The sequence below is a fragment of the Pseudomonas cremoris genome (genome assembly GCF_014230465.1).
On the sequence record NZ_JAAXCY010000004.1, the window covers coordinates 197,058 to 221,294 of the forward strand.

The 24,237-nt window shown below is 56.5% G+C and carries 21 protein-coding genes and 1 pseudogene; 6 read left to right on the forward strand and 16 right to left on the reverse strand.

Going from position 1 to position 24,237, the window contains the following annotated elements:
- Positions 1-62: 62 nt before the first annotated feature.
- Positions 63-842: a ferredoxin-NADP reductase gene (fpr, locus tag HF257_RS10840; protein WP_124526086.1), complete on the forward strand. Its 780-nt coding sequence runs from the start codon at positions 63-65 to the stop codon at positions 840-842.
- 181 nt (positions 843-1,023) lie between these two features.
- Here fpr and tsaA read toward each other — a convergent pair whose 3' ends face one another.
- The 5 genes from tsaA to rimO all read right to left on the reverse strand — a co-directional run bounded on the left by tsaA (position 1,024) and on the right by rimO (position 4,937).
- A complete protein-coding gene (tsaA, locus tag HF257_RS10845; protein WP_185707522.1) occupies positions 1,024-1,719 on the reverse strand; it encodes a tRNA (N6-threonylcarbamoyladenosine(37)-N6)-methyltransferase TrmO in 696 nt (231 codons plus the stop codon).
- Between the two features lie 3 nt (positions 1,720-1,722).
- Positions 1,723-2,184 (reverse strand): YehS family protein, encoded by a 462-nt coding sequence (locus HF257_RS10850; RefSeq protein WP_185707520.1) that lies wholly within the window; start codon positions 2,182-2,184, stop codon positions 1,723-1,725.
- A gap of 68 nt (positions 2,185-2,252) precedes the next feature.
- The gene (locus tag HF257_RS10855) at positions 2,253-2,963 is read right to left on the reverse strand and encodes an rRNA pseudouridine synthase (protein ID WP_185707518.1); all 711 of its coding nucleotides are present in this window, start codon (positions 2,961-2,963) and stop codon (positions 2,253-2,255) included.
- Positions 2,964-3,034: 71 nt separating this feature from the next.
- Positions 3,035-3,508 (reverse strand): GNAT family N-acetyltransferase, encoded by a 474-nt coding sequence (locus HF257_RS10860; RefSeq protein WP_185707516.1) that lies wholly within the window; start codon positions 3,506-3,508, stop codon positions 3,035-3,037.
- Positions 3,509-3,611: 103 nt separating this feature from the next.
- Positions 3,612-4,937, reverse strand: coding sequence for a 30S ribosomal protein S12 methylthiotransferase RimO (rimO, locus tag HF257_RS10865; RefSeq protein ID WP_038449095.1), 1,326 nt, complete (start codon positions 4,935-4,937; stop codon positions 3,612-3,614).
- Between the two features lie 134 nt (positions 4,938-5,071).
- On the opposite strand from rimO, the gene HF257_RS10870 reads away from it, so the two are divergent.
- Both HF257_RS10870 and HF257_RS10875 read left to right on the forward strand, forming a co-directional pair.
- Positions 5,072-6,139, forward strand: a complete 1,068-nt coding sequence (locus HF257_RS10870; RefSeq protein WP_185707514.1) for a hypothetical protein — start codon at positions 5,072-5,074, stop codon at positions 6,137-6,139.
- 26 nt (positions 6,140-6,165) lie between these two features.
- A pseudogene (locus HF257_RS10875) lies at positions 6,166-6,480 on the forward strand (recombinase family protein); the annotation flags it as partial.
- Between the two features lie 86 nt (positions 6,481-6,566).
- Here HF257_RS10875 and HF257_RS10880 read toward each other — a convergent pair.
- The 4 genes from HF257_RS10880 to HF257_RS10895 form a co-directional block, all read right to left on the reverse strand.
- Complete coding sequence (locus HF257_RS10880) at positions 6,567-7,619, reverse strand: hypothetical protein (RefSeq protein WP_185707512.1); 1,053 nt, start codon at positions 7,617-7,619, stop codon at positions 6,567-6,569.
- 106 nt (positions 7,620-7,725) lie between these two features.
- Positions 7,726-8,163 carry a hypothetical protein gene (locus HF257_RS10885; protein WP_185707510.1) on the reverse strand — a complete coding sequence of 146 codons (438 nt, stop codon included), beginning with the start codon at positions 8,161-8,163 and terminating at the stop codon, positions 7,726-7,728.
- Positions 8,156-9,055, reverse strand: coding sequence for an endonuclease/exonuclease/phosphatase family protein (locus tag HF257_RS10890; RefSeq protein WP_185707508.1), 900 nt, complete (start codon positions 9,053-9,055; stop codon positions 8,156-8,158). Before HF257_RS10890 ends, HF257_RS10885 begins: the two co-directional genes overlap by 8 nt.
- A gap of 596 nt (positions 9,056-9,651) precedes the next feature.
- Positions 9,652-10,443, reverse strand: coding sequence for a DUF3800 domain-containing protein (locus HF257_RS10895; protein WP_185707506.1), 792 nt, complete (start codon positions 10,441-10,443; stop codon positions 9,652-9,654).
- A gap of 587 nt (positions 10,444-11,030) precedes the next feature.
- On the opposite strand from HF257_RS10895, the gene HF257_RS10900 reads away from it, so the two are divergent.
- From HF257_RS10900 to HF257_RS10910, 3 genes are all read left to right on the forward strand, one after another.
- Entirely contained in the window at positions 11,031-12,932 is a 1,902-nt protein-coding gene (locus HF257_RS10900) for a potassium transporter Kup (protein WP_185707504.1), read from the forward strand.
- 126 nt (positions 12,933-13,058) lie between these two features.
- The gene (locus HF257_RS10905; protein WP_185707502.1) at positions 13,059-14,165 is read left to right on the forward strand and encodes an NADH:flavin oxidoreductase/NADH oxidase; all 1,107 of its coding nucleotides are present in this window, start codon (positions 13,059-13,061) and stop codon (positions 14,163-14,165) included.
- A 271-nt stretch (positions 14,166-14,436) separates the two neighbouring features.
- Positions 14,437-14,622: a hypothetical protein gene (locus tag HF257_RS10910; protein WP_185707500.1), complete on the forward strand. Its 186-nt coding sequence runs from the start codon at positions 14,437-14,439 to the stop codon at positions 14,620-14,622.
- A 49-nt stretch (positions 14,623-14,671) separates the two neighbouring features.
- Here HF257_RS10910 and HF257_RS10915 read toward each other — a convergent pair whose 3' ends face one another.
- The 7 genes from HF257_RS10915 to ydcS all read right to left on the reverse strand — a co-directional run bounded on the left by HF257_RS10915 (position 14,672) and on the right by ydcS (position 24,202).
- Positions 14,672-16,297, reverse strand: a complete 1,626-nt coding sequence (locus HF257_RS10915) for a glucan biosynthesis protein D (protein WP_185707498.1) — start codon at positions 16,295-16,297, stop codon at positions 14,672-14,674.
- Between the two features lie 337 nt (positions 16,298-16,634).
- Entirely contained in the window at positions 16,635-18,497 is a 1,863-nt protein-coding gene (locus tag HF257_RS10920; protein WP_185707496.1) for an NAD(P)/FAD-dependent oxidoreductase, read from the reverse strand.
- 75 nt (positions 18,498-18,572) lie between these two features.
- Positions 18,573-19,997 (reverse strand): gamma-aminobutyraldehyde dehydrogenase, encoded by a 1,425-nt coding sequence (locus tag HF257_RS10925; RefSeq protein ID WP_185707494.1) that lies wholly within the window; start codon positions 19,995-19,997, stop codon positions 18,573-18,575.
- Positions 19,998-20,079: 82 nt separating this feature from the next.
- A complete protein-coding gene (locus HF257_RS10930) occupies positions 20,080-20,889 on the reverse strand; it encodes an ABC transporter permease (RefSeq protein ID WP_185707492.1) in 810 nt (269 codons plus the stop codon).
- Entirely contained in the window at positions 20,879-21,808 is a 930-nt protein-coding gene (locus HF257_RS10935) for an ABC transporter permease (protein WP_185707490.1), read from the reverse strand. The genes HF257_RS10930 and HF257_RS10935 overlap by 11 nt, the downstream gene beginning before the upstream one ends.
- A gap of 1 nt (position 21,809) precedes the next feature.
- Complete coding sequence (locus HF257_RS10940) at positions 21,810-22,844, reverse strand: ABC transporter ATP-binding protein (RefSeq protein ID WP_185707488.1); 1,035 nt, start codon at positions 22,842-22,844, stop codon at positions 21,810-21,812.
- Between the two features lie 206 nt (positions 22,845-23,050).
- Positions 23,051-24,202, reverse strand: coding sequence for a putative ABC transporter substrate-binding protein YdcS (gene ydcS, locus HF257_RS10945; protein WP_185707486.1), 1,152 nt, complete (start codon positions 24,200-24,202; stop codon positions 23,051-23,053).
- Positions 24,203-24,237: the final 35 nt, after the last annotated feature.

The window sequence follows — 24,237 nt, forward strand, 5'->3', positions numbered from 1 at the left end:
AATGCTGTGCAATTGCGCATCTATCTTTGTGGCGCAGACCCATTTCCAGGAGTCCCCCGTACATGAGCAACATGAACCACGAGCGTGTCCTCAGTGTTCATCACTGGAACGACACTCTGTTCAGCTTCAAGTGCACCCGCGATCCGGGCCTGCGCTTCGAGAACGGTCAGTTCGTGATGATCGGCCTGCAACAGCCCAACGGCCGCCCGCTCATGCGCGCTTACTCCATTGCCAGCCCGAACTGGGAAGAGCATTTGGAGTTCTTCAGCATCAAGGTTCCAGATGGCCCGCTGACTTCCCAATTGCAGCACTTGAAGGAAGGCGACGAGATCATCATCAGCAAAAAACCGACAGGCACCCTGGTGCTTGACGATTTGAAGCCGGGCAAACACCTGTACCTGCTCAGCACCGGTACTGGCCTCGCACCCTTCATGAGTGTGATCCAGGACCCGGAAACCTACGAGCGCTTTGAAAAAGTGATCCTGTGCCACGGCGTGCGTTACGTCAACGAAGTCGCCTACCGCGAATTCATCACCGAGCACCTGCCGCAGAACGAGTTCTTCGGTGAAGCCCTGCGTGAAAAGTTGATCTACTACCCGACCGTGACCCGCGAGCCGTTCGAAAACGAAGGCCGCCTGACCGATCTGATGCGCAGCGGCAAGCTGTTCACCGACATCGGCCTGCCACCGATCAACCCAGAGGACGACCGCGCCATGCTGTGCGGCAGCCCAAGCATGTTGGATGAAACCAGCGAAGTGCTGAACAGCTTCGGCCTGAAGGTTTCGCCACGCATGCGTGAGCCGGGTGACTATTTGATCGAGCGTGCGTTCGTCGAGAAGTGACTTCTGGTCACTTGTAGGAGCGAGCTTGCTCGCGAAGGTCGTCAACGATAACGCTGGCGTCCTGGATTAACGCGGCGAGTTTGCGTTTTTCGCGAGCAAGCTCGCTCCTACAGAGAACGCGTTCGCAAAAAAAAGCCCGCGCTGCCTTCACAGGCAGCGCGGGCTTTTTCGTTTGTGCGAGTTACTGGGCTGGAAGCACTTCCAGCACACAAATCAGCCCCGCCTCGGGATAGTGCCACCGCACATCCACATCCCAAAACTGCGCGCCATACTCACGCTCAGGCCCAGGCGCTTGATACGCCGGCCGCGGGTCTTGCGCCAAGCACTGCTCAATCAACGCCACCAACGGCTCATCCAGCCGCTGGGCATGGCTTTGTGCCTGATGCAGCGCGGTCTTCAGCCACTGCACAGGAATCAACGTAGGGGCGCCACTGGCCATGTCATTGGTCGCGGTGTCGATGATGTCTGCGTACGGCACATATGGCTTGATATCCAGCACCGGCGTGCCATCGAGCAAATCGATCCCGGAAATCCACAGCTTGCCGGGCTCCATCTTGTCGAGCTTCACCACCGACTGGCCGATGCCGTTGGGCCGGTGGGTCGCACGGGTGGCAAACACGCCCATGGACGTGTTGCCGCCCAGGCGCGGCGGGCGCACCTTCAGGCGTGGCTTGTCTTCCAGGGCTTGGTGGAACAGAAACAGCAGCCACACATGGCTGACTTGCTCCAAGCCCTGCACTGCCTCGCCGCCGTCAAACGGCGCCACCAACTCCAGCACGCCACGGGCGGCGGGCGCCAATTGCGGCTGACGCGGGATGGCGAACTTCTCCTTGAAACAGGAACGTACGAAACCGACGGGCGAGACGTTGTAATGCATGGCTTAGGTGCGAACCCGCAAGGTCAGGCCCTTGAGGAAATTACGCAGCAACTGATCGCCACACGTGCGGTAGTTGGTGTGGCCGAACTTGCGGAACAGCGCGCTCAGCTCTGGCTTGGACACCGGGAACTCGGCGGCCTTGAGGATGGCATGCATGTCGTCTTCTTTCAGTTCGAAGGCTACGCGCAGCTTCTTGAGGATGATGTTGTTGGTCACTGGGGTTTCGATCGGCTGTGGCGGACGGCTTTCGTCCTTGCCGCGCTTGAAGATCACCAGGCCGTCGAGGAAGTGCGCCATGACGTCATCCGGGCAGAACACAAAGCCTTCTTCCTCATCTTTCTTGAGGTAGGTGAGCAGGTCTTCCTTGGTTACGTCCATGCCGCCGAGCTTGATGATCTCGACCATCTTGTTGTCGCTGATGTCGAGCATGTAGCGCACGCTGCGCAGTACGTCGTTGTGAATCATGGTGGGCAATCCTGGTATTCAACTGGGGACACCGCCGAATCAGGCGGTGTCGAAAAAAGGGGAGCGGCTTAGAACTTCTCTTTGCCGGACAGGTAACGCCATTGGCCGACCGGCACTTTGCCGATGGACACGCCGCCGATGCGGATGCGGCGAATGGCGATGACCTTGAGGCCAACCGCTTCGCAGAACAGTGCGATGACGCCCGGCTGCGGGTTTTTCAGCGCAAAACGCAGGCGGTTTTCGTTCTGCCAGCTGGCTTTGACCGCCGGCAGTTCCTTGCCTTTGTACGTCAGGCCGTGGTTGAGGCGGTTGAGGCCGTGGGCAACCATGTCGCCTTCGACTTCCACCACGTATTCCTGCTCGATCTTGGCGGCATCGGCGGTTAACTTGCGCAGGATCTTCCAGTCCTGGGTAAATACCAACAGGCCGCTGGCCTTGGCTTGCAGGTCGGCGCTGGCGGTCAGGCGCAGGAAGTGGCCCTTGAGCGGGCGCTTGCCGAAGCGGTGTTCTTCGGACAAGGTCTCGGCGCTGATGGTGGCCAGCGCGGTCTCGGCATCCACGCCGGCAGGGGCGTGCAGCAGGATGGTCACTGGCTCTGGCGCGGTGGCCTTGGCTTCTGGGTCGAGTTCGACCTTCTGGGTGGTGACCTTGAACTGCGGCTCGTCGATCACTTCACCGTCCACCGAGACCCAGCCGCCTTCGATAAACAGCTCAGCCTCCCGACGGGAGCAACCGACCAGTTCGATAAGGCGTTTGGAGAGGCGTATGGGGTCAGTCATGACAAGGGCCGTAACAAAAGGGGGCAGCTATTGTACCTGTGTGGGGCCGGTTAATCCCGGCTCCATTTCAATTAGCCCTGGCGAGCTTGTTGCTGCACTTGGCGCAAACGCATATGCAGCAACGGATACGGCTGCCCCAGGCCGTCATGCTCCGTACGTCCGACCACCTCGAACCCTTGCTTGAAGTAAAAGCCCAGCGCCTGGGGGTTCTGCTCGTTGACGTCCAGTTCATCGGCATTCATGTGCTCAATCGCGTATCGCAGCAATTGCCGGCCCAAGCCTTCGCCCCTGTGCTGTGGGTCGATAAACAGCATCTCCACCTTACCCGCCGCCACCCCGGCAAAACCGGTGATGCGCTGGCGCAGGTCCTTGGTGCAGATCAACATCACCGAATCCAGATAGCGTGTCAGCACCAGGTTCTTCAGCAACACGATGTAGCTGTCTGGCAGGAAGTCATGGGTCGCCCGTACCGAGTCTTCCCAGATTCGCGCCAAGTGCGTGTAGTCGCTGGTTTTAGGTGTGTGGATAACCGAATGCTGACGCATGCCCGCTGCCCCTTGCCTTGATGTGCGCTGATGGGCAAAACGATAGACCTAAAAAAGCCCCGCATCTTGTCCAGAGGCGGGGCTTTTTTAAATCTTTACAGATTTAGTCGCGCTTTTCGGCCCACAAGTCGTACTCGTCGGCATCCGTCACGGTGCACCAAACTTTGTCGCCCGGCTTCAAACCGCTGGCATCGTCGATAAACACGTTACCGTCGATCTCCGGCGCATCGAAGAAGCAACGGCCCACTGCGCCTTGCTCGTCGACTTCGTCGATCAGCACTTCGATTTCCTTGCCGATGCGCAGTTGCAAACGTGCCGAGCTGATCGCCTGTTGATGCGCCATGAAGCGCTCCCAACGGTCTTGCTTGACGTCGTCTGGCACTACGGCCAGGTCCAGCAGGTTGGCTGGTGCGCCTTCAACCGGCGAATACTGGAAGCAACCGACGCGATCCAACTGTGCTTCAGTCAACCAATCCAGCAGGTACTGGAAGTCTTCTTCGGTTTCGCCGGGGAAGCCGACGATGAAGGTGGAGCGGATGATCAGCTCTGGGCAGATCTCGCGCCAGTTCTTGATACGCGCCAGGGTCTTGTCTTCAAAGGCCGGGCGTTTCATCGCCTTGAGCACTTTGGGGCTGGCGTGCTGGAACGGGATGTCCAGGTACGGCAGGATCTTGCCGGCAGCCATCAACGGGATCAGTTCGTCCACGTGCGGGTACGGGTAAACGTAGTGCAGGCGCACCCACACACCCAGGCTGCTCAAGGCTTCGCAGAGTTCGGTCATGCGGGTTTTCACCGGCGCGCCGTTCCAGAAACCCGTGCGGTATTTCACGTCGACGCCGTAGGCGCTGGTGTCCTGAGAGATCACCAGCAGCTCTTTCACGCCGGATTTGACCAGGCGCTGCGCCTCGTCCAGTACATCACCGACCGGGCGGCTGACCAGCTTGCCGCGCATCGACGGGATGATGCAGAAGCTGCAGCTGTGGTTGCAGCCTTCGGAAATCTTCAGGTACGCGTAGTGACGCGGGGTCAGCTTGATGCCCTGTGGCGGCACCAGGTCGATCAGCGGGTTGTGGTCCTGACGCGGCGGCACCACTTCGTGCACGGCGTTGACTACCTGCTCGTACTGCTGTGGACCGGTCACGGCCAGCACGCTCGGGTGTACGTTGCGGATATTGCCTTCTTCCACACCCATGCAGCCGGTCACGATGACCTTGCCGTTTTCCTTGATGGCTTCGCCGATCACTTCCAGGGACTCCGCCTTGGCCGAGTCGATGAAGCCGCAGGTGTTGACCACCACCACGTCGGCGTCCTGGTAGGTGGACACAACGTCATAGCCTTCCATACGCAGCTGCGTGAGGATGCGCTCGGAGTCGACCAGAGCCTTCGGGCACCCTAGCGATATAAACCCTACACGTGGATTATTGCTCATATACTTCCAGCCTGCAGGGCACGCCCTGTTGAAATTTAAGGCGCGCGATTCTAGTCGGTGTTCAAAAAATGCGCAAAAGGAATAGTTGCATATAATAATCATTCGTATTATTGCGAATTAGGAGTATTTATCAAATGAGTAAAGTTGCTAGTAATGGAGGGGGGCAAAGTTCTGGAGGTAATGCTGACGGTGCTTCAGCATTTGATAGTCTACTTTTGAGTGAAACTGAGGAGCTTTCTAATAAGGCGGTCCCCGATTCACGTAATAGCAGAGCAGACTTTGTTCGCAAATCCCAACTTATAATTGCGTCTGCCGTAGCGGCTTGCTTGACTCTGTTTTTACTGCTCTTTCCCAGCGATATTGAGTCGGATGTTTTGAGGCGGCTGTTGTCGGGAATTGATTTTAAAGCGATTGTGGTTATATCAATTCTTGCTGTTGGCTTTGTTTTGTTTGTTGTTTCGCAGTTTCAAGAGTATCTGTTTAAATCGGAGGTAACCTCCACTTTCGTAGATATCGACGAAAGAGCGAGTTTAAGTAAGGTGGAGGCACAAATTTCAGAGCTGAGGTTTGAAATTTTGCAAGTTAAAGCTGGTCAGGATAGCGGAGCTGAGAATCAACGCGAAGATGCAGATAGTAAGGTGGAGCTGCATGAGTTTAGCGCTATTGAGTACTATATTCATCGGTCGATAAAATCCCTTGATAAGCATATTGAAACTTCGGAGAAGAAGGCCTCAAAATTGTTGGATACAGGGACAATGTACCTGCGTCGTGGTATATATTTTTACGTCTCATCAATTTTGGTATGGCAAGTGGTAGCTCATGTTTGGGGGGTTGATAAGCCTCTGATCTATGGCGTAGTTTCCTGCTCCTTAACTTTCCTTGTGGTTGAATTTTTGGCTGCATGGTTTCTGAAGCAGTATAGAAGTTTTATTGATTCGTCTATTCAGTTTATGAGAGTTAGATCCGTCTTCGATCGTTATCTTCTATCGTATTATGCTGTAAAAGAGTTTTCTGTTGGAGGGGTGGAAGGAAATGTTGAATCGAAAGCTCAAGTGCTAAAGGTTTTGGCGGAAGAAATTAAGTGGCCGGAAGCTATTAATTCTAAAGCGGGAGATGTGAATCACATGGTTCAAATGTTTGAATCGTTAGCTGGAATATTGGAAAAAGTGAAGAAAGCGCCCACAAAAAATGAACAGGCCTGATCCTAATGGATGCATCTAGGCAACGAATGATGGCAAAGGTATATAGCTACCTACGTTTCTCTGATCCTAGGCAGGCGATTGGCAGCAGCGCGGACCGTCAGCTTCAGTATGCTCAGCGTTGGGCAAGCGAGAAAGGACTGGTTTTGGATGAGTCATTGTCTTTAAGAGATGAGGGGTTATCCGCTTATCACCAACATCACGTCAAGCAAGGGGCGCTGGGTGTATTTCTTCAAGCAGTAGAAGATGGAAGGATAGCTGATGGTTCTGTTTTAGTCGTCGAGGGACTTGATCGACTAAGTCGGGCTGAACCGATTCAAGCGCAGGCACAATTGGCTCAGATCTGGTCCAATGTCCTCTCCGGCAAACGCTGCTTCATTCACCAGTAATGCCGCTCAAGCTCTCGCTTCAAGTAAAATACTTAAAGGTATTACCGGTTAGCGGAGTTTTGTTTTTCCATTAGTCTGGAAAAGTTGTAATTATCTATGTTTTTCCTTATGTCCTCAGCATGCAATCTTTCAATTACTGGAGGGATCGTTATATTGTGAAAGGCTCCCCCTTCAAATATGTATCTATAGGCTGGATCCTTTCGTGAGTCAAGTGGGGTGATGCCCGCGAAATCACATAGGTTGTGGAAAAAGCTATATATGTAGCGGAATGCTGCAATTAGCTCTGTTGTGGTAGTACCTACCGTGCGCAACATTTTTGGTTCTTCGTCAATGATCGCAGGAACTAATGTGCTTTTTTCCGCTAGGACTATATATATTTCTGTGAGTCCTAGTGTAAGTGCGAGTCGATAGATTTCGCTGCATAAGTTTGCAACATACAAACTGTAGGTCATCTCCGGATTGAAATCTGTAAGCACACCGTGAATTTTCCAGAGTGCATTTTCAATGTCGGATTCGACTGTCTTAAATTCCGCCTCGTTCGCCATTGGTGTGCCATCGGCAAGTTTGCCGGTGAAGAATCTCTTGTGTATCCGAGGGTGTAATTTGAATTTTGCAATAATGCAATCCAAAAACACCACTTCGCCGATTTGCGCGAAATAGCTAAACAATTCTTTTCGGTGTGAATAAAAAGAGTCAATGTTGTTTTTGTGTCTGGTGAGTGTTATTTGGTTTGCTGTTTGGGAGGTGGCATGTAAGCGAGATACTAAAATTGTTAACGGTAGTGATAGTGAAAATAAAGCAAGCGGGATTGCGCTTATTTTAACGAAGGTTTCGAGACCTTCTTGTGTGAGCGATATTTGGTAGTCTGCCCATATAATAATGCCCGCCCCCAGACCATAAAATAGAGGTACTAAAATACTTAGCCATAAGAGCCCTTGCCTCACTAGCCCTTGGTCAGGGTGCATTGTAAATGCAGATATCCATCTGGCCATTGTCCACCAGCGCCCTTTTCCGCGGGTAGCCGCTGTAACAATGCCGGCTAGTAATAAAGGCAGAAGAAGTAATGCAATATTTGAAGCATGGTGCATAGTCAATTGTAATGCTCATTCTGTAGCGCAAAGTGATTTTATTGCCTACCTAATAATCTCACCCATTAGCAGAGTGAGGCCCTATTTTTCGCTAATTGATTAAATTCAATCACTAAGCATCTGACTCAGTAGGCTTTTGCTCCATTACAGATTTCATTTTTTTTCCTGCTTCTGGTGTCGCAATCATCTTGGCAAGCGCGTTTTCCAGAGCTGTTTTATCTTCACAATATATTTCTGCGTCTGTGAGTATGATTTTGCACGGATAACCGTTTTCACTAAATGTCCATTGTGCCAATTCTTTAGGTTGAAAAGAGCTAAGCGGGTTGGAGGCGGCGATAGCCCAGTATGTTTTCCTATTCATAATGTCTGCAATAGCAAGTCCGGAAAGAGGTATCTGTTTTTGAATGATACTTATCTTAAGCCTGCCATTGGTTGCTTGCTGCAATTGCTCGCTCAGCTGTTCGATAACCGAATCTATCTCGTCTTTATTTGCAATGGCTCTTTCCGCCGCCGAAATTCCCTTGTTAAAAGAATCAATAAAGTTAACCATGGTTTATTACCTTTTCTATTTTTCCATATACGGGTAAATGATCAAATACAGATTCGGGGTTTTTGACCATATCTATGAGTTCAGGCATTTCATGCACTAAGTTATATCCGTGATCATACGTCCATTCACGTGAGGTTAGAAATGCCTGAGAATAAATTAGCTGATCGAATGTGTGCCATTTCGTGATTCTACCACCTTTGTAATAATAACTTCCCGCTCCTTGGTGGGTTTCTGACTGCTTGCACAGATGTCTCCAAAAAGGATTGTAAAGTAAGTGTTTCGTACGGCGAACCATGTCAATGTCGCGACTGGCCATGACTTGCTCGCTGAGAGACTGATCAAACGGATCATCATTATAGTCGCCGAGCATTATCACGAAAGGGTACTTATCAGACTCTTGTACAAGGTTGTCAAAAGAGTCTCGCAAACGCATGCCGAAAGTGTGCCTATCAGCATGATTCTGCTCGCACCAGAGACGACTGGGCCAGTGTGATATAAATAAGTGGAAAGCCGTGCCGTCTAGGAGAGACATTAAGTCGACGCGTTTAGCGATCTTTAGTGTTGAGTCACCTTTCTTTGAGATTATATCTTTAAAATTGGTTATTGAGAGTTTTAGGTCGTTGCATGCGTAACAAATATCGAATTTCGATCTGCCGGCTTTAGTGATTCCCGAATGAACGCTATATCCATATTGTTTGCAAATTTTAGAAATGTCGATGAGGTCTAGATCTGACATTTCTCCTAGAGCAATGAAGTCAGCACCAATTTCTGTAATTAAACTGACAATGACCTGAGATGCCATAAACCTTTCATCTACGGTCGACCTGCTGTTGCCTGAAGGGGCAAGGCTCGTATTCCACCACGCAAATACCAGATTTTTTTCCGAAAACACCAGCCGACGCTCCCGATTAGCTTGTGTAATATCTATGTGTGTAACTTAATCTATTGAACATTTAATTTAAAGATCTGAGCTTTTCTTAACCCGAATACGCAGGCATCAAGCGTGTTGAGACTGACACAGTGTGCCTAACTGGCGAATCAATTTCGATACCTGGTGGAAAATGCTTGAGTGAAAAAAAATGGACAAGAAAAGCACTTATCCCCCTCCCGCCGACGGGCTTCTCGTCGCAAAAAAGTGCAAAGGTGGAATGTAGTGCAATGGGGGGCTCAGCCCAGGCCAGCTGTGGGCTTTAGCGGGAGAATGGTCATTGCACTGACTGCAAAGTCTGGAAGAGGAATGCAATGCCTTTACATCTCGTGGCAGCACAGCAGGGCAGGGGGAAAGCTCTGCAGACCCCCTGCCCGCTTGGGTGAGCGGTTGGAAAACTTCCGAAGCGAGCGATTTTCAAAACCTGCAGCGCTCCTCGTAATGCTCACTAGGTCGCGATGGGTAGTTTCGATTCGAATGCTGGACGCCAAGTGGCGGCGCGTTTTGCGAGTCTTCCAGCGCTCGTTTAACTTTGCACATTCTTACCCTACCGTGCGGGGTCAACCGTTGTTGATTGCTATCTCTTCGACCGCCAGCACTGCCTCGGGTGTCACGATCGTCGTGGTCGCGATCTGTACCGCGACACCTACATTTTGGGACGCTCTACGGACATGAAGGCCATGTATGGTGCCGCCCACGCTGTCGAAGCTATTTTTGATGATGTCGAAGTATTGCGAATCGTCAGCTTGATAGTGTCGAAAAATCGCAAATGCAACCAGGTCGACCAACTGGATCATCCTTGACGCTTTGGAGTCCAGAAACAGTGGTACCTCAGCAAAGTTTCTGAGCTTACCGAATGAGTGCCCATCGTACTTGAATGTTCTCGCAAGGTTCTGGATGCTTTTTTCTGTGTGGGAGGTGTCAAAAATTGCGATCCCTCTCTCAGGTTTGCCCTGCGTATTGAATCGTTGGAGGTATTTGTCAAACCTCGATGCTACCTGTTCAAAACAAGATTTGATCGGATCGTCTGCCCCATGCGCTCCACGTTCTACTACCGAAGCGAACAGGCGATATTTGCCTTTAGAGTTGGCGATGATGCTGAGGCAGTCTTTGATAGCTTGAATCCGGTCGGCCATCGGAAAAGGCCGCCATTCGCTCTTGCCAGATCTCATCGGCGAACCGTGGAGCTCAATCGCGTAGGGGTCTTCAGGGAAGAACCTTGCGGCGATCTCGTTCATCTGGGTTTCAACCCAGTGTGTTTGACGTTCAAAGATGGACACGCCCGCGAGAATGAAAAAGCTCTGGCTCGGGTCGCTTGGCGTGCCTGATTCGTCAACATATAGAAGGTGCATCCAGTCATCCTCATCCAAAAAGAGCCAAAAAAAAAGTCGAGCATCTGCTCGACTTTTGTCTGATGACCTATGCATGTAGGCATAGGTTTTACGAATTAGGTAAGCCAGCGAAGGAGCTCCTTCACGCACCGCTAAGGCAGGGCTGCCGACTTGGGAGAAAAATAGTCATATTCTCGCCCTATGTCAACCAAAACGTTCCCTTTAACGGAACAACAATTTGTATATTTTGGCTAGCGTGCGGGCAACCCAGGGAAACAAAGCCAACCTTGGGGTTGGCTTTTGCGATGGTGGTGGACATGTCTAACCTCGGTATTGAATGACGCCGCCAGTCGGGCACGACAAGGCGGTAGACGGGCACTTGGTGTGCCTCTGATCAAAAAGTGCGCAATTCTAGCGACGGGCAACGCACTTGACCAGCTTTATGCAGGGAAATGCGACGAGTGCTGCGCTATGCTTCGCGCCGTTGCGCACGGGGAAATCCCCGGGGTCAATAAAACGTCTGTTACGAGAAGTAAAACAGCGCATGCTAGTGTCAGCTTAGACGCGCTGTTTATAAAAGACCTCAGGTCAAAGGGCAGGAGTGGTTGATGGGTCAGGCAAGTAGTCCGGCGGCAGGTGCCGAGCATTCCACCGCAAAGCCGATTGGCATGTTGGTGGCAGCGGTCGGGGTGGTTTACGGCGATATCGGGACCAGCCCGCTCTACACCCTTAAAGAGGTGTTCAACGGCGGTTATGGAGTGCAAGTCAACCATGACGGCGTCTTGGGGATTTTGGCGCTGATCTTCTGGTCGCTGATCTGGGTGGTCTCGATCAAGTACATGCTGTTTGTACTGCGCGCCGACAACCAAGGCGAAGGCGGCATCATGGCCCTTACTGCACTGGCGCGACGAGCGGCGGGGGAGCGCAAGAAGCTGCGTAGCTTCCTCGTGGTGTGTGGCCTATGCGGGGCGGCGCTGTTCTACGGTGACAGCATGATCACCCCGGCGATTTCCGTATTGTCCGCCGTTGAGGGGCTGGAGTTGGCCTTCGACGGACTGGAAAAGTGGGTCGTGCCTATCGCCCTGGTGGTGCTGGTGGCGTTGTTCCTGATCCAGAAGCACGGTACCGACCACATCGGCAAGCTATTCGGGCCGGTCATGGTGACGTGGTTCCTGGTGCTGGGTGGCCTCGGCGTGTATGGCATCACACTGCATCCTGAAGTGCTCAGCGCCATCAATCCGATGTGGGCCGTGCGTTTCTTCGAGGCTCATCCGGGCATTGGCGTGGCCATCCTCGGCGCGGTCGTACTGGCTCTGACTGGCGCCGAAGCGTTGTACGCCGACATGGGGCACTTCGGTCGCAAACCCATCGCACGCGCCTGGTTCATGCTGGTGCTCCCCGCGCTGGTGCTTAACTATTTTGGCCAGGGCGCGATGCTGCTCGGCGACCCGGAAGCCGCACGTAACCCCTTCTACCTGCTGGCGCCGAGCTGGGCGCTGATTCCGCTGGTGGTGTTGTCCACCCTGGCAACGGTTATCGCCTCCCAGGCAGTCATCTCCGGTGCGTTTTCCCTGACCCGTCAGGCGATCCAGTTGGGTTACATCCCGCGCATGCATATCCAGCACACCTCCAGCGCCGAGCAGGGCCAGATCTATATCGGCGCGGTGAACTGGTCGCTGATGGTCGGGGTAATTTTGCTGGTGCTGGGCTTCGAGTCCTCCAACGCGTTGGCGTCGGCCTACGGTGTGGCGGTGACCGGTACCATGTTGATGACGACTATCCTGGTGTCGGCGGTCATGCTGCTGCTGTGGAAATGGCCGCCGATACTGGCGGTGCCGGTCCTGGTCTGCTGCCTGTTGGTGGATGGCCTGTACTTTGCCGCCAACGTGCCGAAGATCATCCAGGGCGGTGCCTTCCCGGTACTGGCGGGGATTGTGCTGTTTGTGCTGATGACCACCTGGAAACGCGGCAAGCAATTGCTGGTGGACCGCCTCGACGAAGGCGGCCTGCCACTGCCGATCTTTATCAGCAGTATCCGCGTGCAACCGCCCCATCGCGTGCAGGGTACGGCGGTGTTTCTCACGGCGCGCCCGGACGCGGTGCCCCACGCGCTGTTGCACAACCTGCTGCATAACCAGGTGCTGCATGAGCAAGTGGTGTTGCTGACGGTGGTCTACGAGGATATTCCGCGTGTACCTGCCGCACGGCGTTTCGAGGTGGATTCCTACGGTGAAGGCTTCTTCCGTGTGATCCTGCACTTCGGTTTCACCGACGAGCCGGACGTGCCCGAAGCGCTGAAACTGTGTCACCTCGATGACCTGGATTTCAGCCCGATGCGCACCACCTACTTCCTCAGTCGCGAGACGGTGATTGCGTCGCGCATCAAGGGCATGGCGCGTTGGCGCGAAGGTTTGTTCGCGTTCATGTTGAAGAACGCAAACGGTAACCTGCGTTTCTTCAAACTCCCGGTAAACCGGGTGATCGAGCTGGGCACCCAGGTCGAAATGTAAGCGGTTGCTGCACGGGAGCCGGCAATCGGCTCCCGCTTTCTGATCTGAACCCTGTGCAATCCACCGTTGTCGACTAGGCTCTAAGCACTGTTGAACAGTGCCCACAGAACCCAGAAGAGGTGCGCCATGAGTCAGCTGCTCGAACCCTATACCCTGCGCCAATTGACCCTGCTCAATCGCATAGCGGTGTCGCCGATGTGCCAATACTCCGCTGAAGAAGGCCTGGCCAATGACTGGCACCTGGTGCACCTTGGCAGCCGTGCCGTGGGCGGTGCCGGGCTGATTTTTACCGAAGCCACCGCGGTGACCGCCGATGGCCGCATCACTGCCCAGGACCTGGGACTGTGGAACGACGCCCAGATCGAGCCGCTGCAACGCATCACTCGGTTTATCGCGGCCCAAGGTGCAGTGGCTGGGATTCAACTGGCCCACGCCGGGCGCAAGGCCAGCACTCATCGACCTTGGATCGGCAAGCACGGCAGCGTCAAGCCGGGCGATGGCGGTTGGGTGCCGGTGGGACCTTCGACGATTGCCTTCGACCCCAACCACACGCAGCCCAAGCAATTGGATGAAGGGCAGATCCAGCAAGTGATCGCCGACTTTGTCGCGGCTGCCAAGCGCGCATTGACCGCCGGTTTCGAGGTGGTCGAAATCCACGCCGCCCATGGGTACCTGCTGCATCAGTTCCTCTCGCCCATCAGCAACCAGCGTCAGGATCAGTACGGTGGTTCGTTTGAAAACCGCATCCGTCTGGTGCTGCAAGTGACCCAGGCCGTGCGTGCGGCCTGGCCGCAGGAGCTGCCGTTGTTTGTGCGGGTGTCGGCGACCGACTGGGTGGAAGATGGCTGGAACCCTGATGAAACTGTGGAGTTGGCGCGCCGCCTGAAGGAACTTGGCGTGGACTTGATCGACGTGTCCTCGGGTGGCACCGCCGCCAATGCCGAGATCCCCACCGGCCCTGGCTACCAGACCCGCTTCGCCGAACGTGTGCGTAAAGAGTCGGGCATTGCCACGGGCACCGTTGGCATGATCACCGAGCCGGCCCAGGCCGAGCACATCTTGCGTACCTGCCAGGCCGATATCATCTTCCTGGCCCGGGAACTGTTGCGTGATCCGTACTGGCCATTGCATGCCGATGATGACCTGGGCGGACGCAAGGCAATCTGGCCGGCGCAGTATCAGCGGGCGACTCATCGCGACCAGCCGATTCACGAGTCTGACCTGAGGGATTGAGCCTACAGAAGCTGCACCAGAACCCACCCTGATCCGGTGGGTTTTTTCTGGCCAGCGCAGTGAGATTACGCTGTAGGTATTTATAACCGATGAAATTATTTAAGTGATTACTCTAAAAAAAACGCACGCTTGGCGAGATCGTTTCTACGCTTAGGGTAAGTCTGATTTCTGGCCCAGGGAGTCAGTCTGTTTGTTCACGGAGGCATTGCGCTTCACGGGATGCAGGTGGTGGGCACCAGGAGTGTTTGATTGATATCAGGAGTAGCAGTCCATGGCCAAGTCCTTTGGTGTGGCGGGTGCAGTGGCGTCATTTATTACCCGCAGGTTGTCCTTGCGTGGCCGCAGGTTGAGTCTGGAAGAAGCTGAGTTGGTGGAGCAGTACCGTGCGCTGACCGAGAGTGACCAGGTGGCGATGCGGTATCTGATTGGGGCGATGAAGAGTGTGTCGCGGTTCTGAGCCACCCTTAAAAATGTGGGAGCAGATCTGCTCCCACATTTATTTGGCATCAGGTGTACTTGCGCTGCTCCGGTGCCGGCGGGAAGTACTGGTACAACCAGGTCTCACTCAGGGTGCGATCCTGGGTGCGGATAAACAGGCGCAGTTCTACTGGCTCCACGCTGTCGCTGGTCGGGTACCAGTCAAACAGGATGCGGTAACCCTTGATGTTGTCGAGCACCAGCACGCTGAAATCCTTCACCTGGCCGTGGGAGCAGGTCACCACCGGCTCGATCCCGGTGCCAGTCGGCAGGCGGTCCAGGCCACCGCCCTTGAAGTCCACGGCAAAACGACGGGCCCAAACTTCGGGGTAATGTTCGCCCGGTGCCCAGCCTTCGGTGAAGCCGCCCATGCCGGAACGGGTCGCATCGACCTGTGCCAACGGTGTGCTCACCGGCGGCAGGGCGCTCCAGTACAGCTTGTAGCCATAGTTGAGCGAGTCGCCGGCGGCCACAGGCGTCTTCGGGGTCCAGAAGGCCACGATGTTGTCCAGGGTTTCGCCGGTGGTAGGAATTTCCAGCAGGTCGATGGAGCCTTCGCCCCAGGCAGTGGTCGGTTCGACCCACAGGCTTGGGCGCTTGCTGTACCAGTCCACGGTGTCCTGGTAGCTGGCGAACTCATGGTCGGTCTGCACCAGGCCAAAACCTTTCGGGTCTTTGTCGGCAAACGCGTTGAACTGCAGCTTGGCCGGGTTGTTCAGCGGACGGCAGATCCACTCGCCGTTGCCGCGCCACATCGCCAGACGGTCCGAGTCGTGGATTTGCGGGTGGATGGTGTCGCACATGCGGCGTTCGTGGGTGCCGCAGCTGAACATGCTGGTCATTGGTGCGATGCCCAGTTGTTCGATGGCGGTACGCGCATTGATATGGGCGTCGATGGCCATCACCACCTGGTTGGCCTGGCAGTCGATATCGAAGCGATAGGCACCTGTGGCGCTCGGCGAGTCGAGCAAGGCGTACACCACGAACCGGGTGGCGTCCTTGTCCGGGGTTTCGAACCAGAACTGCGTGAAGTCGGGGAATTCCTCGCGTTTTTTCGCGTAGGTATCGATGGCCAGGCCACGGGCCGACAGGCCGTACTGGCCCGTGGAGTCCACCGCTCGGAAATAACTGGCGCCCAGAAACGACAGCACGTCATGGCGATCCAGTTCCGGCGCCTTGAACAGCTTGAAGCCGGAGAAACCCAGGTCACCGGTCAGCTGTTTGGTGTCTACCGTGGTTTTTTCATAGTTGAACAGCGAAGGGCGGAAATGCACCTCGCGCGCTTCACGGGTCTTGGGGTCGACACTGTGCATGCGCACGGGCGTCTTGAAACCCATGCCGACGTGGAAGAACTGCACGTCCAGTTGACCGTTCAGTTCTTTCCACAACGAATGGTTGCCGTCATAGCCGATAGCGTTGAAATTCTGTGGCGTCATGGTCGCCAGGGTCGGCGGCAGCACCTGTTTGGTGTCTTTATACGCGGTCCCGGCGAGTCTCTTGGCCTGGGTCTTCAACGTTTCAAAATCGAACGACACGGCCTTGCCATCGGCGGCGCGGTTGCCTGCCCAAGCCTGCGCAGCGAGCAGGCCGCTGGCCGATAAACCGGTGTAAGCCGCAATGGCCATGGACGCTTTGAGCAAATTCCTGCGGTGCATAGAGACAACCTGTCGTGAGCAAATCCTGCGCCGTTCCTGGCACGTACTGGATCAGAAATTACGGTTCGGACATGCCTTCGACCAAACGCTACGGACAATAAACAGACGCCGGATAGCTTAAGCGGTTCGATGACGTAGGAAAAATGATTGATAGCGGGGTGATGGCTTTGCATGTGAAACAAGGTGTTTCCGGCTATGCGTCTGGGCACGGCACTCAAACACCATGAGGATCTAATGTGGGAGCGGGCTTGCTCGCGAAAGCAATGCATCAAACACAGATGTGTCGACTGACACACCGTATTCGCGAGCAAGCCCGCTCCCACATTTAAACTGTATTTCAGGCAACTTCCCCCACGGCCCTGAACGCCTCATCAATCGCCGCGTGCGCATAGGCGCTCCACGCCGCATCCGAGTTGGCAATGCTCACATGCCCCAGTGGTTTTTTCGCCAGGGTCATCCACGCTTCGCTTTCATCGGCGTCATCGAACAGGCTGTTGGAGAAGCTCGCATAACCATGTGACCAGCGGTTGACAGTGATCGCCAGAATGTCGCGTTCATGATTGAACCCACCCGGGCCCAGCATGCGTTGCAACTGGTCACGCAATTGCGCTTCAAGCTGCTCAAAGGTCTGCCCGTACAGCTTGCCCCGTCCGGCGCGTGCCTGGTCGCGTGCGTTCATGCCACTGTTGGGGCTGGTGGGCACGTAGACCATGTGCAGGCCAATCGGCTGCGTCGGGTCGCGTGGGTGGTCGTAGCCGCCCATGCTGACCGGGTAATCCAGTTTGATCCGGCTGTACGGTTGGGTCGCCGCGTAAATCTCGTGTACCCCAAGTTTCTGGAACGACTGCCAATTACGAATGACCACCTTGGTGTACACCAACGGGTATTTCACGTTTTGGCTCAAGGCGTGGGCCTGTGGCGCGGGCAGGTCTTTGAGCAGGTAAGGAATCATCATGTTGTAGCAGGCCAGGATGCAGCGCTTGCCGCGCACCTGGGCGAGTTGTCCGCCACGGCTGTAGCCGACATGCACGCTATCGCCGACGTTACGCACACTCACCGCCGTACTGTTCAGTCTCACTCGCACCGATGCTTTGGGTTGATCGAGCTTGGCGTAATCAAAGGGCGCCAGCACGATATCGTCCATCGTATGCCCCGGCGCAACCCCAGGGATCAGGCTGCGCACCAGCAGGCGTGCCACCGACGCGTTGCCATCCGGGAAGTGGTAGATGTAGGGCTCTTCCATTTCCGCCGCGGCTTCTTCGCTGATCGGTGCCAGGTTCATCCCGGCAAAGCCTGGGAAACCCACGCTGTAGGCATCGGACGATGCAACGGCATCGATGCTCAACGCCATGAAATCATTGGTGCGACTCTGGAAGTACTTCACTGCACCTTCCGACAAGCCTACGTTCTTGAGCAGGAAATCGCGGTAACTGGTGACTGCCAGGTAGTCAGCCTTTTCTTCGGCTGATTTGCCCGGCAGGTAGTCCTTGGGCGCCGTGTGCAGTTCGATCAGTGCCTGGCGGTCTGCGGCCGGCAAGGGAAAATCATTGATGAAGTCTTGCAGGGAGCGCGCATTCAACTGGTCCGGCGCAATGTCATCGGCCACCATGGGGGTTGGATCGCCGGTTACCAGTTTGTCCTCGCCGAAGTTTTCCTTGTCGAAAAACACCCCGCGCGACAGCCCCAGGCCCGGGTAGAACTGGCGATCGAAGGCGGTTTCGAAGCGCTTGATATTGACCCCCAGTTTCTTCAGCAGCCCGTTCACTTCCTTGCTGTAGAGGTGGTTGGGCGACTGGAACGCTTCGCTGCCGCCGTAGCCGATGATCATGCGGCCACCGGCCTGGAATTCATTGCGCTTGGCGTGGCCACCGAAGTCGTCGTGGTTTTCCAGGATCAGGATCTTCGCCTTCGGGTGCTTCTCGCGGTAGAACCACGCCGCCGACAAACCGCTTAACCCGCCGCCAACCACCACCAGGTCATAGTCCTCGGTGATCGGCAGTTTCTCGGTGTCGAACACCTTCTTTTCCCAGCCCATCTGGTGCGCCACTTCAAACGAACCCACATGGCTGCCGCGCAGGCCGGTGAGGGCAGGAGGGTAGTAGCGGCCATCGGGAGCGGCTTGCAGGAGTTGCAGCGGCGTCATGCCGGCGGCAATGGTAATGGCGACGCCGTTGAGGAAGTCGCGGCGGGTGATGTCCATGGATACCTACGAAATTTTATTGTTATAAGGAGATCCCTTGTGGGAGCGGGCTTGCTCCCACAGGAGGAGTCAGCGTCAGTGCTTGAACATCACATGCCGAACAGTGGTGTAGTCCTCAAGCCCGTACATGGACATGTCCTTGCCATACCCCGACAGTTTCTGACCGCCGTGAGGCATTTCGCTGACCAACATGAAGTGGGTATTCACCCACGTGCAGCCGTACTGCAAGCGCGCAGCCAAACGATGGGCGCGGCCCACATCGGCCGTCCACACGGACGACGCCAGCCCGTAGTCCGAATCGTTGGCCCAACCCAGCACCTGCGCTTCATCGTTGAACTTGGTCACGGAAACCACCGGCCCGAACACTTCACGACGCACGATTTCATCGTCCTGCTGCGCGTCGGCCAACACCGTCGGCTCAAAGAAGAAGCCATTGCCTTCCACCGCCTTGCCGCCGGTTACCAGGCGAATATGCGGCTGCGCCACTGCACGCTCGACAAACCCGGCCACGCGGTCGCGATGTTGCGCCGTGATCAACGGGCCCAGCTCGGTGGCAGGGTCATCTTGCAAACCGTATTTGATGCTGGCGACGGCGGCGCCGAGTTTCTCGACGAATGCATCGTAGATATCGGCTTGGGCATAAATGCGGCAGGCGGCCGTGCAATCCTGCCCGGCGTTGTAGAAGCCAAAGGTGCGAATGCCTTCCACGGCAGCATCGATGTCCGCGTCATTGAAAATGATCACCGGCGCCTTGCCGCCCAGTTCCATGTGCATGCGTTTAACACTGTCGGCGGTGCTGGAGATGATATTCGCGCCGGTCGCGATGGAGCCGGTCAGCGACACCATGCGCACTTTCGGGTGGTTCACCAGCGGGCTGCCTACCGTAGGCCCACGACCAAACACCAGGTTGAGTACACCCGCCGGGAAAATCTCGGCGGCCAGTTCAACCATGCGCAACGCGGTCAGTGGGGTTTGTTCCGACGGCTTGAGCACCACGGTATTACCTGCGGCCAGCGCCGGGGCGATTTTCCAGGCGACCATCATCAGTGGGTAGTTCCACGGTGCGATAGAGGCAATCACGCCCACTGGGTCGCGGCGGATCATCGACGTATGGCCCGGCAGGTACTCGCCGCCAGCCGAGCCGCTCATGCAGCGACTGGCGCCGGCAAAGAAGCGGAACACGTCGGCAATCGCCGGGATCTCATCGTTCAGCGCGGCGCTGTAGGGTTTGCCGCAGTTGTCCGACTCCAGCTTGGCCAGTTCTTCGCCATGGGCCTCGATCACGTCCGCCAGTTTCAGCAGCAACAGGGAGCGATCCTTCGGTGCGGTTTGCGACCAGCTTTCAAAGGCCGCATCGGCGGCACGCACGGCGGCGTCGACCTGGGCTTCGCTGGCTTCGTTGATTTCCACCAGCACGCGGCCGAGGGCCGGGTTGAACACCGCTTGGGCCGGGCCTTCGCCTTCGACCAGTTGGCCGTTGATCAGTAATTTGGTTTGCATGGTTCAACTCTCCTCAAACAATTGTTAGTCCTCTGAAGGAACCGGATCCAAATGTGGGAACGGCGTTCCTCCAGTCGCAACGTTATTTACCGCCACTCCCCGCCACGCTTTCACCGCCACGCGTGAGGTAATAGGCACCCAGAATCGGGAACATCGTCACCAGCATCACCAGCATCGCCACCACGTTGGTCACCGGCACATCGCGCGGGCGGCTCAACTGGTTGAGCAGCCACAGCGGCAAGGTGCGCTCGTGGCCGGCGGTGAAGGTAGTGACGATGATTTCGTCGAACGACAGCGCAAAGGCGAGCATGCCGCCGGCCAGCAGCGCCGAGCCCAGGTTGGGCATGATGATGTAGCGGAAGGTCTGCCAGCCGTCGGCGCCCAGGTCCATTGAGGCTTCGATCAGGCTGTGGGAGGTACGGCGCAAGCGCGCGATCACGTTGTTGTAAACGATCACCACGCAGAAGGTCGCGTGGCCGACGATGATGGTGAACATCCCGGGCTCGATGCCCAGCGTCTTGAACGTTGCCAGCAACGCGATACCGGTGATGATCCCCGGCAGTGCAATCGGCAGGATCAGCATCAGCGACACGCCTTGCTTGCCGAAGAACTCACGGCGATACAGCGCGGCCGAGGCCAATGTGCCGAGCACAATGGCGATCAACGTGGCAATGGCCGCGATCTGCAGCGACAGCTTGATGGCTTCCAGCACATCCGGCCGGGCGAATGCCACGCTGAACCACTTCAAGGTGAACCCTTGGGGTGGAAAGCTGAACGCAGCTTCTTCGGTATTGAAGGCGTACAGGAAGATGATCAGGATCGGGAAGTGCAAGAACACCAACCCGCCCCAGGCTGCGATCTTCAGGCCCAACGAGGATTTTTCAGAGTGCATCGAAGGCCCCCAGGCGTTTGACGATGGACAGGTAAACCGCGATCAGCACGATCGGCACCAGGGTGAACGCCGCGGCCATGGGCATGTTGCCGATGGCGCCTTGCTGCGCGTAGACCATGCCGCCAACGAAGTAACCCGGCGGCCCGACAAGCTGCGGCACGATGAAATCGCCCAGGGTCAGTGAGAACGTGAAGATCGAACCGGCAGCAATCCCCGGCACCGACAGCGGCAGGATCACCTGCATGAACGTCTGGCGCGGCTTGGCTCCAAGGTCGGCCGAGGCTTGCAGCAACGACGGCGGCAGACGTTCCAGCGAGGCCTGGATCGGCAGGATCATGAACGGTAGCCAGATATAGACGAACACCATGAACCGCCCCAGGTGCGAAGTGCTCAAGGTGCTACCGCCCACGCCGGGAATGCCCAGCACGAACTGCAGCAACGGCTCCAGCCCCAGGTGCTGCACAAACCACTGCGCCACGCCGCCCTTGGCCAGCAGCAAGGTCCAGGCATAGGCCTTGACGATGTAGCTGGCCCACATCGGCATCATCACCGCGATGTAGAAAAACGCCTTGGTCTTGCCCGTGGTGTAGCGCGCCATGTAATAGGCGATGGGGAAGGCCACGATGGCGCTGGCGATGGACACCACGATCGCCATGCTCAAGGTGCGCACGATGATGTCGAAGTTCGACGGCTGGAACAGCGCCGCAAAGTTGGCCAGGGTCAGGTCCGGCGTGACCGCCATGGTGAAGTCGTCGAAGGTGTAGAAACCTTGCCAGAGCAGGGTCAGCAACGACCCCAGGTAGATCGCGCCGAACCAGATCAGTGGCGGTATCAACAACATCGCCAGGTACAGGTTGGGCTTGCGGTACAGCAGGTTGGAAAACCTGCGCATCGGCGGTTGGGAAAGGGCCAGGCTCATGTCACACCTCGCCTGCGGTTTCGGTCAGCGGTGTCATGGCTTCCCGCGCCCAACGGGCGGTTATCGACTGACCGACCTGATGACCGCTGCTGATATCCAGCCATTGGTTGTTGGCCTGGCTGATATTCAGCGCCTGGCCGTTTTCCAGTTTCAGCTCATAGCGGGTGGCGCTGCCCTGGTACTGGATGTCGTGCAGCAGGCCGCTGACTTCCACTTCACCGGCGCCCAATGGGCCTTCGGCAAAACGTACGTGTTCCGGACGGATCGAGAACGGCTGGGCACTGCCGCTGAGGCGTTGGGCCAACTCGCCGCGAATCACGTTGGAGGTACCGACGAACTCGGCCACGAAGGCGGTGGCCGGTTTCATATACAGGTTGCGTGGGGTGTCGACTTGCTCGATGCGGCCCTTGTTGAACACCGCCACACGGTCCGACATCGACAGCGCTTCAGTCTGGTCGTGGGTCACGAAAATAAAGGTGATGCCCAGTTGGCGTTGCAGCTTTTTCAGCTCGCTTTGCATCTGCTCGCGCAGCTTGAGGTCGAGGGCGCCCAGCGGTTCATCCAGCAGCAACACGCGCGGGCGGTTGACCAGCGCACGGGCCAGGGCTACCCGTTGGCGTTGGCCACCGGAGAGCTGCACTGGCTTGCGGTCGCCGTAGCCGCCGAGGGCGACCATACCCAAGGCTTCCTCTGCACGGTTCAGGCGCTCGGTCTTGGCGACGCCTTTGACCTTGAGGCCGTACGCCACGTTGTCGCGCACATTCATATGGGGGAACAGCGCGTAATCCTGGAACACGGTGTTCACATCGCGCTGGTACGGCGGCAAGCCTGCGGCTTCCTCGCCATGAATACGGATCGAGCCTGCGCTCGGCTGCTCGAACCCGGCGATCAGGCGCAGGCACGTGGTCTTGCCGGAGCCGGAGGGGCCGAGCATGGAAAAGAACTCGCCGTCCTGGATATCGATGGAAACCCGGTCAACGGCTTTCACTTCGCCGAACTGACGGGAAACGTGGGTGAATTGGACTGCAAGCGTCATGGTGCGGTGCTCCGAAAAGGCGCGGGTCGTCGCAGCGGCCCGGCCTGGACTTCTGAAAAATAAACGCGGTACTGAATCTGACTCGGTCCAACTGTGGGAGCGGGCTTGCTCGCGAATGCGGTGGATCAGTTACAGATGTGTTGACTGACACACCGCATTCGCGAGCAAGCCCGCTCCCACATTTTGTCCTGCGTTGTCAGGAAGGTTTAGCGCCCGCCCATGATCGCGATGTAATCCTGGGTCCAGCGGCTATACGGCACGAACTTGCCGCCCTCAGCCTGCGGGGTTTTCCAGAAGGCGATCTTGTCGAACTGGTCGAACCCATTGGTTTTGCAGCCTTCGGCGCCCAGCAGTTCGCTCTCTTTACAGGCGGCAGGCACTGCCGGCAGCGAGCCGAACCAGGCGGCAACATCGCCCTGGACTTTGGGTTGCAGCGACCAGTCCATCCACTTGTATGCGCAGTTGGGGTGCTTGGCTTCGCTGTGCAACATGGTGGTGTCGGCCCAGCCGGTGGCGCCTTCCTTTGGAATGGTCGAGGCAATTGGCTGCTTCTCGTTGACCAGTCCGTTGACCTGATACGGCCAGGCGCTGGAGGCCACCACGCCTTCGTTTTTGAAGTCGCTCATCTGTACCGTGGTGTCGTGCCAGTAGCGGTGGATCAGCGGTTGCTGGGCGCGCAACAACTCAAGCACGGCCTTGTACTGGGTTTCGGTCAGCTCATACGGGTTCTGGATGCCCAGTTCCGGCTTGGTCGACTTGAGGTACAGCGCCGCATCGGCGATGTAGATCGGGCCGTCATACGCTTGCACGCGACCTTTGTTCGGCTTGCCGTCCGGCAGGTTTTGCGCGTCAAACACCACGTTCCAGCTGGTGGGCGCAGTCTTGAATACGTTGGTGTTGTACATCAACACGTTCGGGCCCCATTGGTACGGGGTGCCGTAGGTTTGCTGGCCGACCACATACCACGGCGCGTCTTTGAGGCGCGGGTCGATGTTCTTCCAGTTCGGGATCAATGCCGTGTTGATCGGCTGCACACGCTTGCCGCCGATCAGGCGCAACGAGGCATCACCCGATGCGGTCACCAGGTCATAACCACCCTTGGCCATCAGGCTGACCATTTCGTCAGACGTGGCGGCGGTTTTCACATTGACCTTGCAGCCGGTTTCCTTCTCGAAACCGGTGACCCAGTCGTAGGCCTTGTCGCTTTCGCCACGTTCGATGTAGCCGGGCCAGGCGACGATATCCAACTGGCCTTCACCGGCACCGACCGCCTTGAGCGGTTCGGCGGCCTGGATGCTGGCGCTGGCCAGCAGCGCGGTGGTCAGGGCACTGAGCAGTGCGGTCTTGTGCGCGGACATAGGGGTTCCCTCTTCTTTAATTATGGTCGGGGCAG

Excerpts from the sequence above, each read along its gene's own strand:
- fpr (WP_124526086.1), top strand. The coding sequence starts at position 63 with ATGAGCAACATGAACCACGAGCGTGTCCTCAGTGTTCATCACTGGAAC.
- tsaA (WP_185707522.1), bottom strand. The coding sequence starts at position 1,719 with ATGCATTACAACGTCTCGCCCGTCGGTTTCGTACGTTCCTGTTTCAAG.
- HF257_RS10850 (WP_185707520.1), bottom strand. The coding sequence starts at position 2,184 with ATGATTCACAACGACGTACTGCGCAGCGTGCGCTACATGCTCGACATC.
- HF257_RS10855 (WP_185707518.1), bottom strand. The coding sequence starts at position 2,963 with ATGACTGACCCCATACGCCTCTCCAAACGCCTTATCGAACTGGTCGGT.
- HF257_RS10860 (WP_185707516.1), bottom strand. The coding sequence starts at position 3,508 with ATGCGTCAGCATTCGGTTATCCACACACCTAAAACCAGCGACTACACG.
- rimO (WP_038449095.1), bottom strand. The coding sequence starts at position 4,937 with ATGAGCAATAATCCACGTGTAGGGTTTATATCGCTAGGGTGCCCGAAG.
- HF257_RS10870 (WP_185707514.1), top strand. The coding sequence starts at position 5,072 with ATGAGTAAAGTTGCTAGTAATGGAGGGGGGCAAAGTTCTGGAGGTAAT.
- HF257_RS10885 (WP_185707510.1), bottom strand. The coding sequence starts at position 8,163 with ATGGTTAACTTTATTGATTCTTTTAACAAGGGAATTTCGGCGGCGGAA.
- HF257_RS10895 (WP_185707506.1), bottom strand. The coding sequence starts at position 10,443 with ATGCACCTTCTATATGTTGACGAATCAGGCACGCCAAGCGACCCGAGC.
- HF257_RS10900 (WP_185707504.1), top strand. The coding sequence starts at position 11,031 with ATGGGTCAGGCAAGTAGTCCGGCGGCAGGTGCCGAGCATTCCACCGCA.
- HF257_RS10905 (WP_185707502.1), top strand. The coding sequence starts at position 13,059 with ATGAGTCAGCTGCTCGAACCCTATACCCTGCGCCAATTGACCCTGCTC.
- HF257_RS10910 (WP_185707500.1), top strand. The coding sequence starts at position 14,437 with ATGGCCAAGTCCTTTGGTGTGGCGGGTGCAGTGGCGTCATTTATTACC.
- HF257_RS10915 (WP_185707498.1), bottom strand. The coding sequence starts at position 16,297 with ATGCACCGCAGGAATTTGCTCAAAGCGTCCATGGCCATTGCGGCTTAC.
- HF257_RS10920 (WP_185707496.1), bottom strand. The coding sequence starts at position 18,497 with ATGGACATCACCCGCCGCGACTTCCTCAACGGCGTCGCCATTACCATT.
- HF257_RS10925 (WP_185707494.1), bottom strand. The coding sequence starts at position 19,997 with ATGCAAACCAAATTACTGATCAACGGCCAACTGGTCGAAGGCGAAGGC.
- HF257_RS10930 (WP_185707492.1), bottom strand. The coding sequence starts at position 20,889 with ATGCACTCTGAAAAATCCTCGTTGGGCCTGAAGATCGCAGCCTGGGGC.
- HF257_RS10935 (WP_185707490.1), bottom strand. The coding sequence starts at position 21,808 with ATGAGCCTGGCCCTTTCCCAACCGCCGATGCGCAGGTTTTCCAACCTG.
- HF257_RS10940 (WP_185707488.1), bottom strand. The coding sequence starts at position 22,844 with ATGACGCTTGCAGTCCAATTCACCCACGTTTCCCGTCAGTTCGGCGAA.
- ydcS (WP_185707486.1), bottom strand. The coding sequence starts at position 24,202 with ATGTCCGCGCACAAGACCGCACTGCTCAGTGCCCTGACCACCGCGCTG.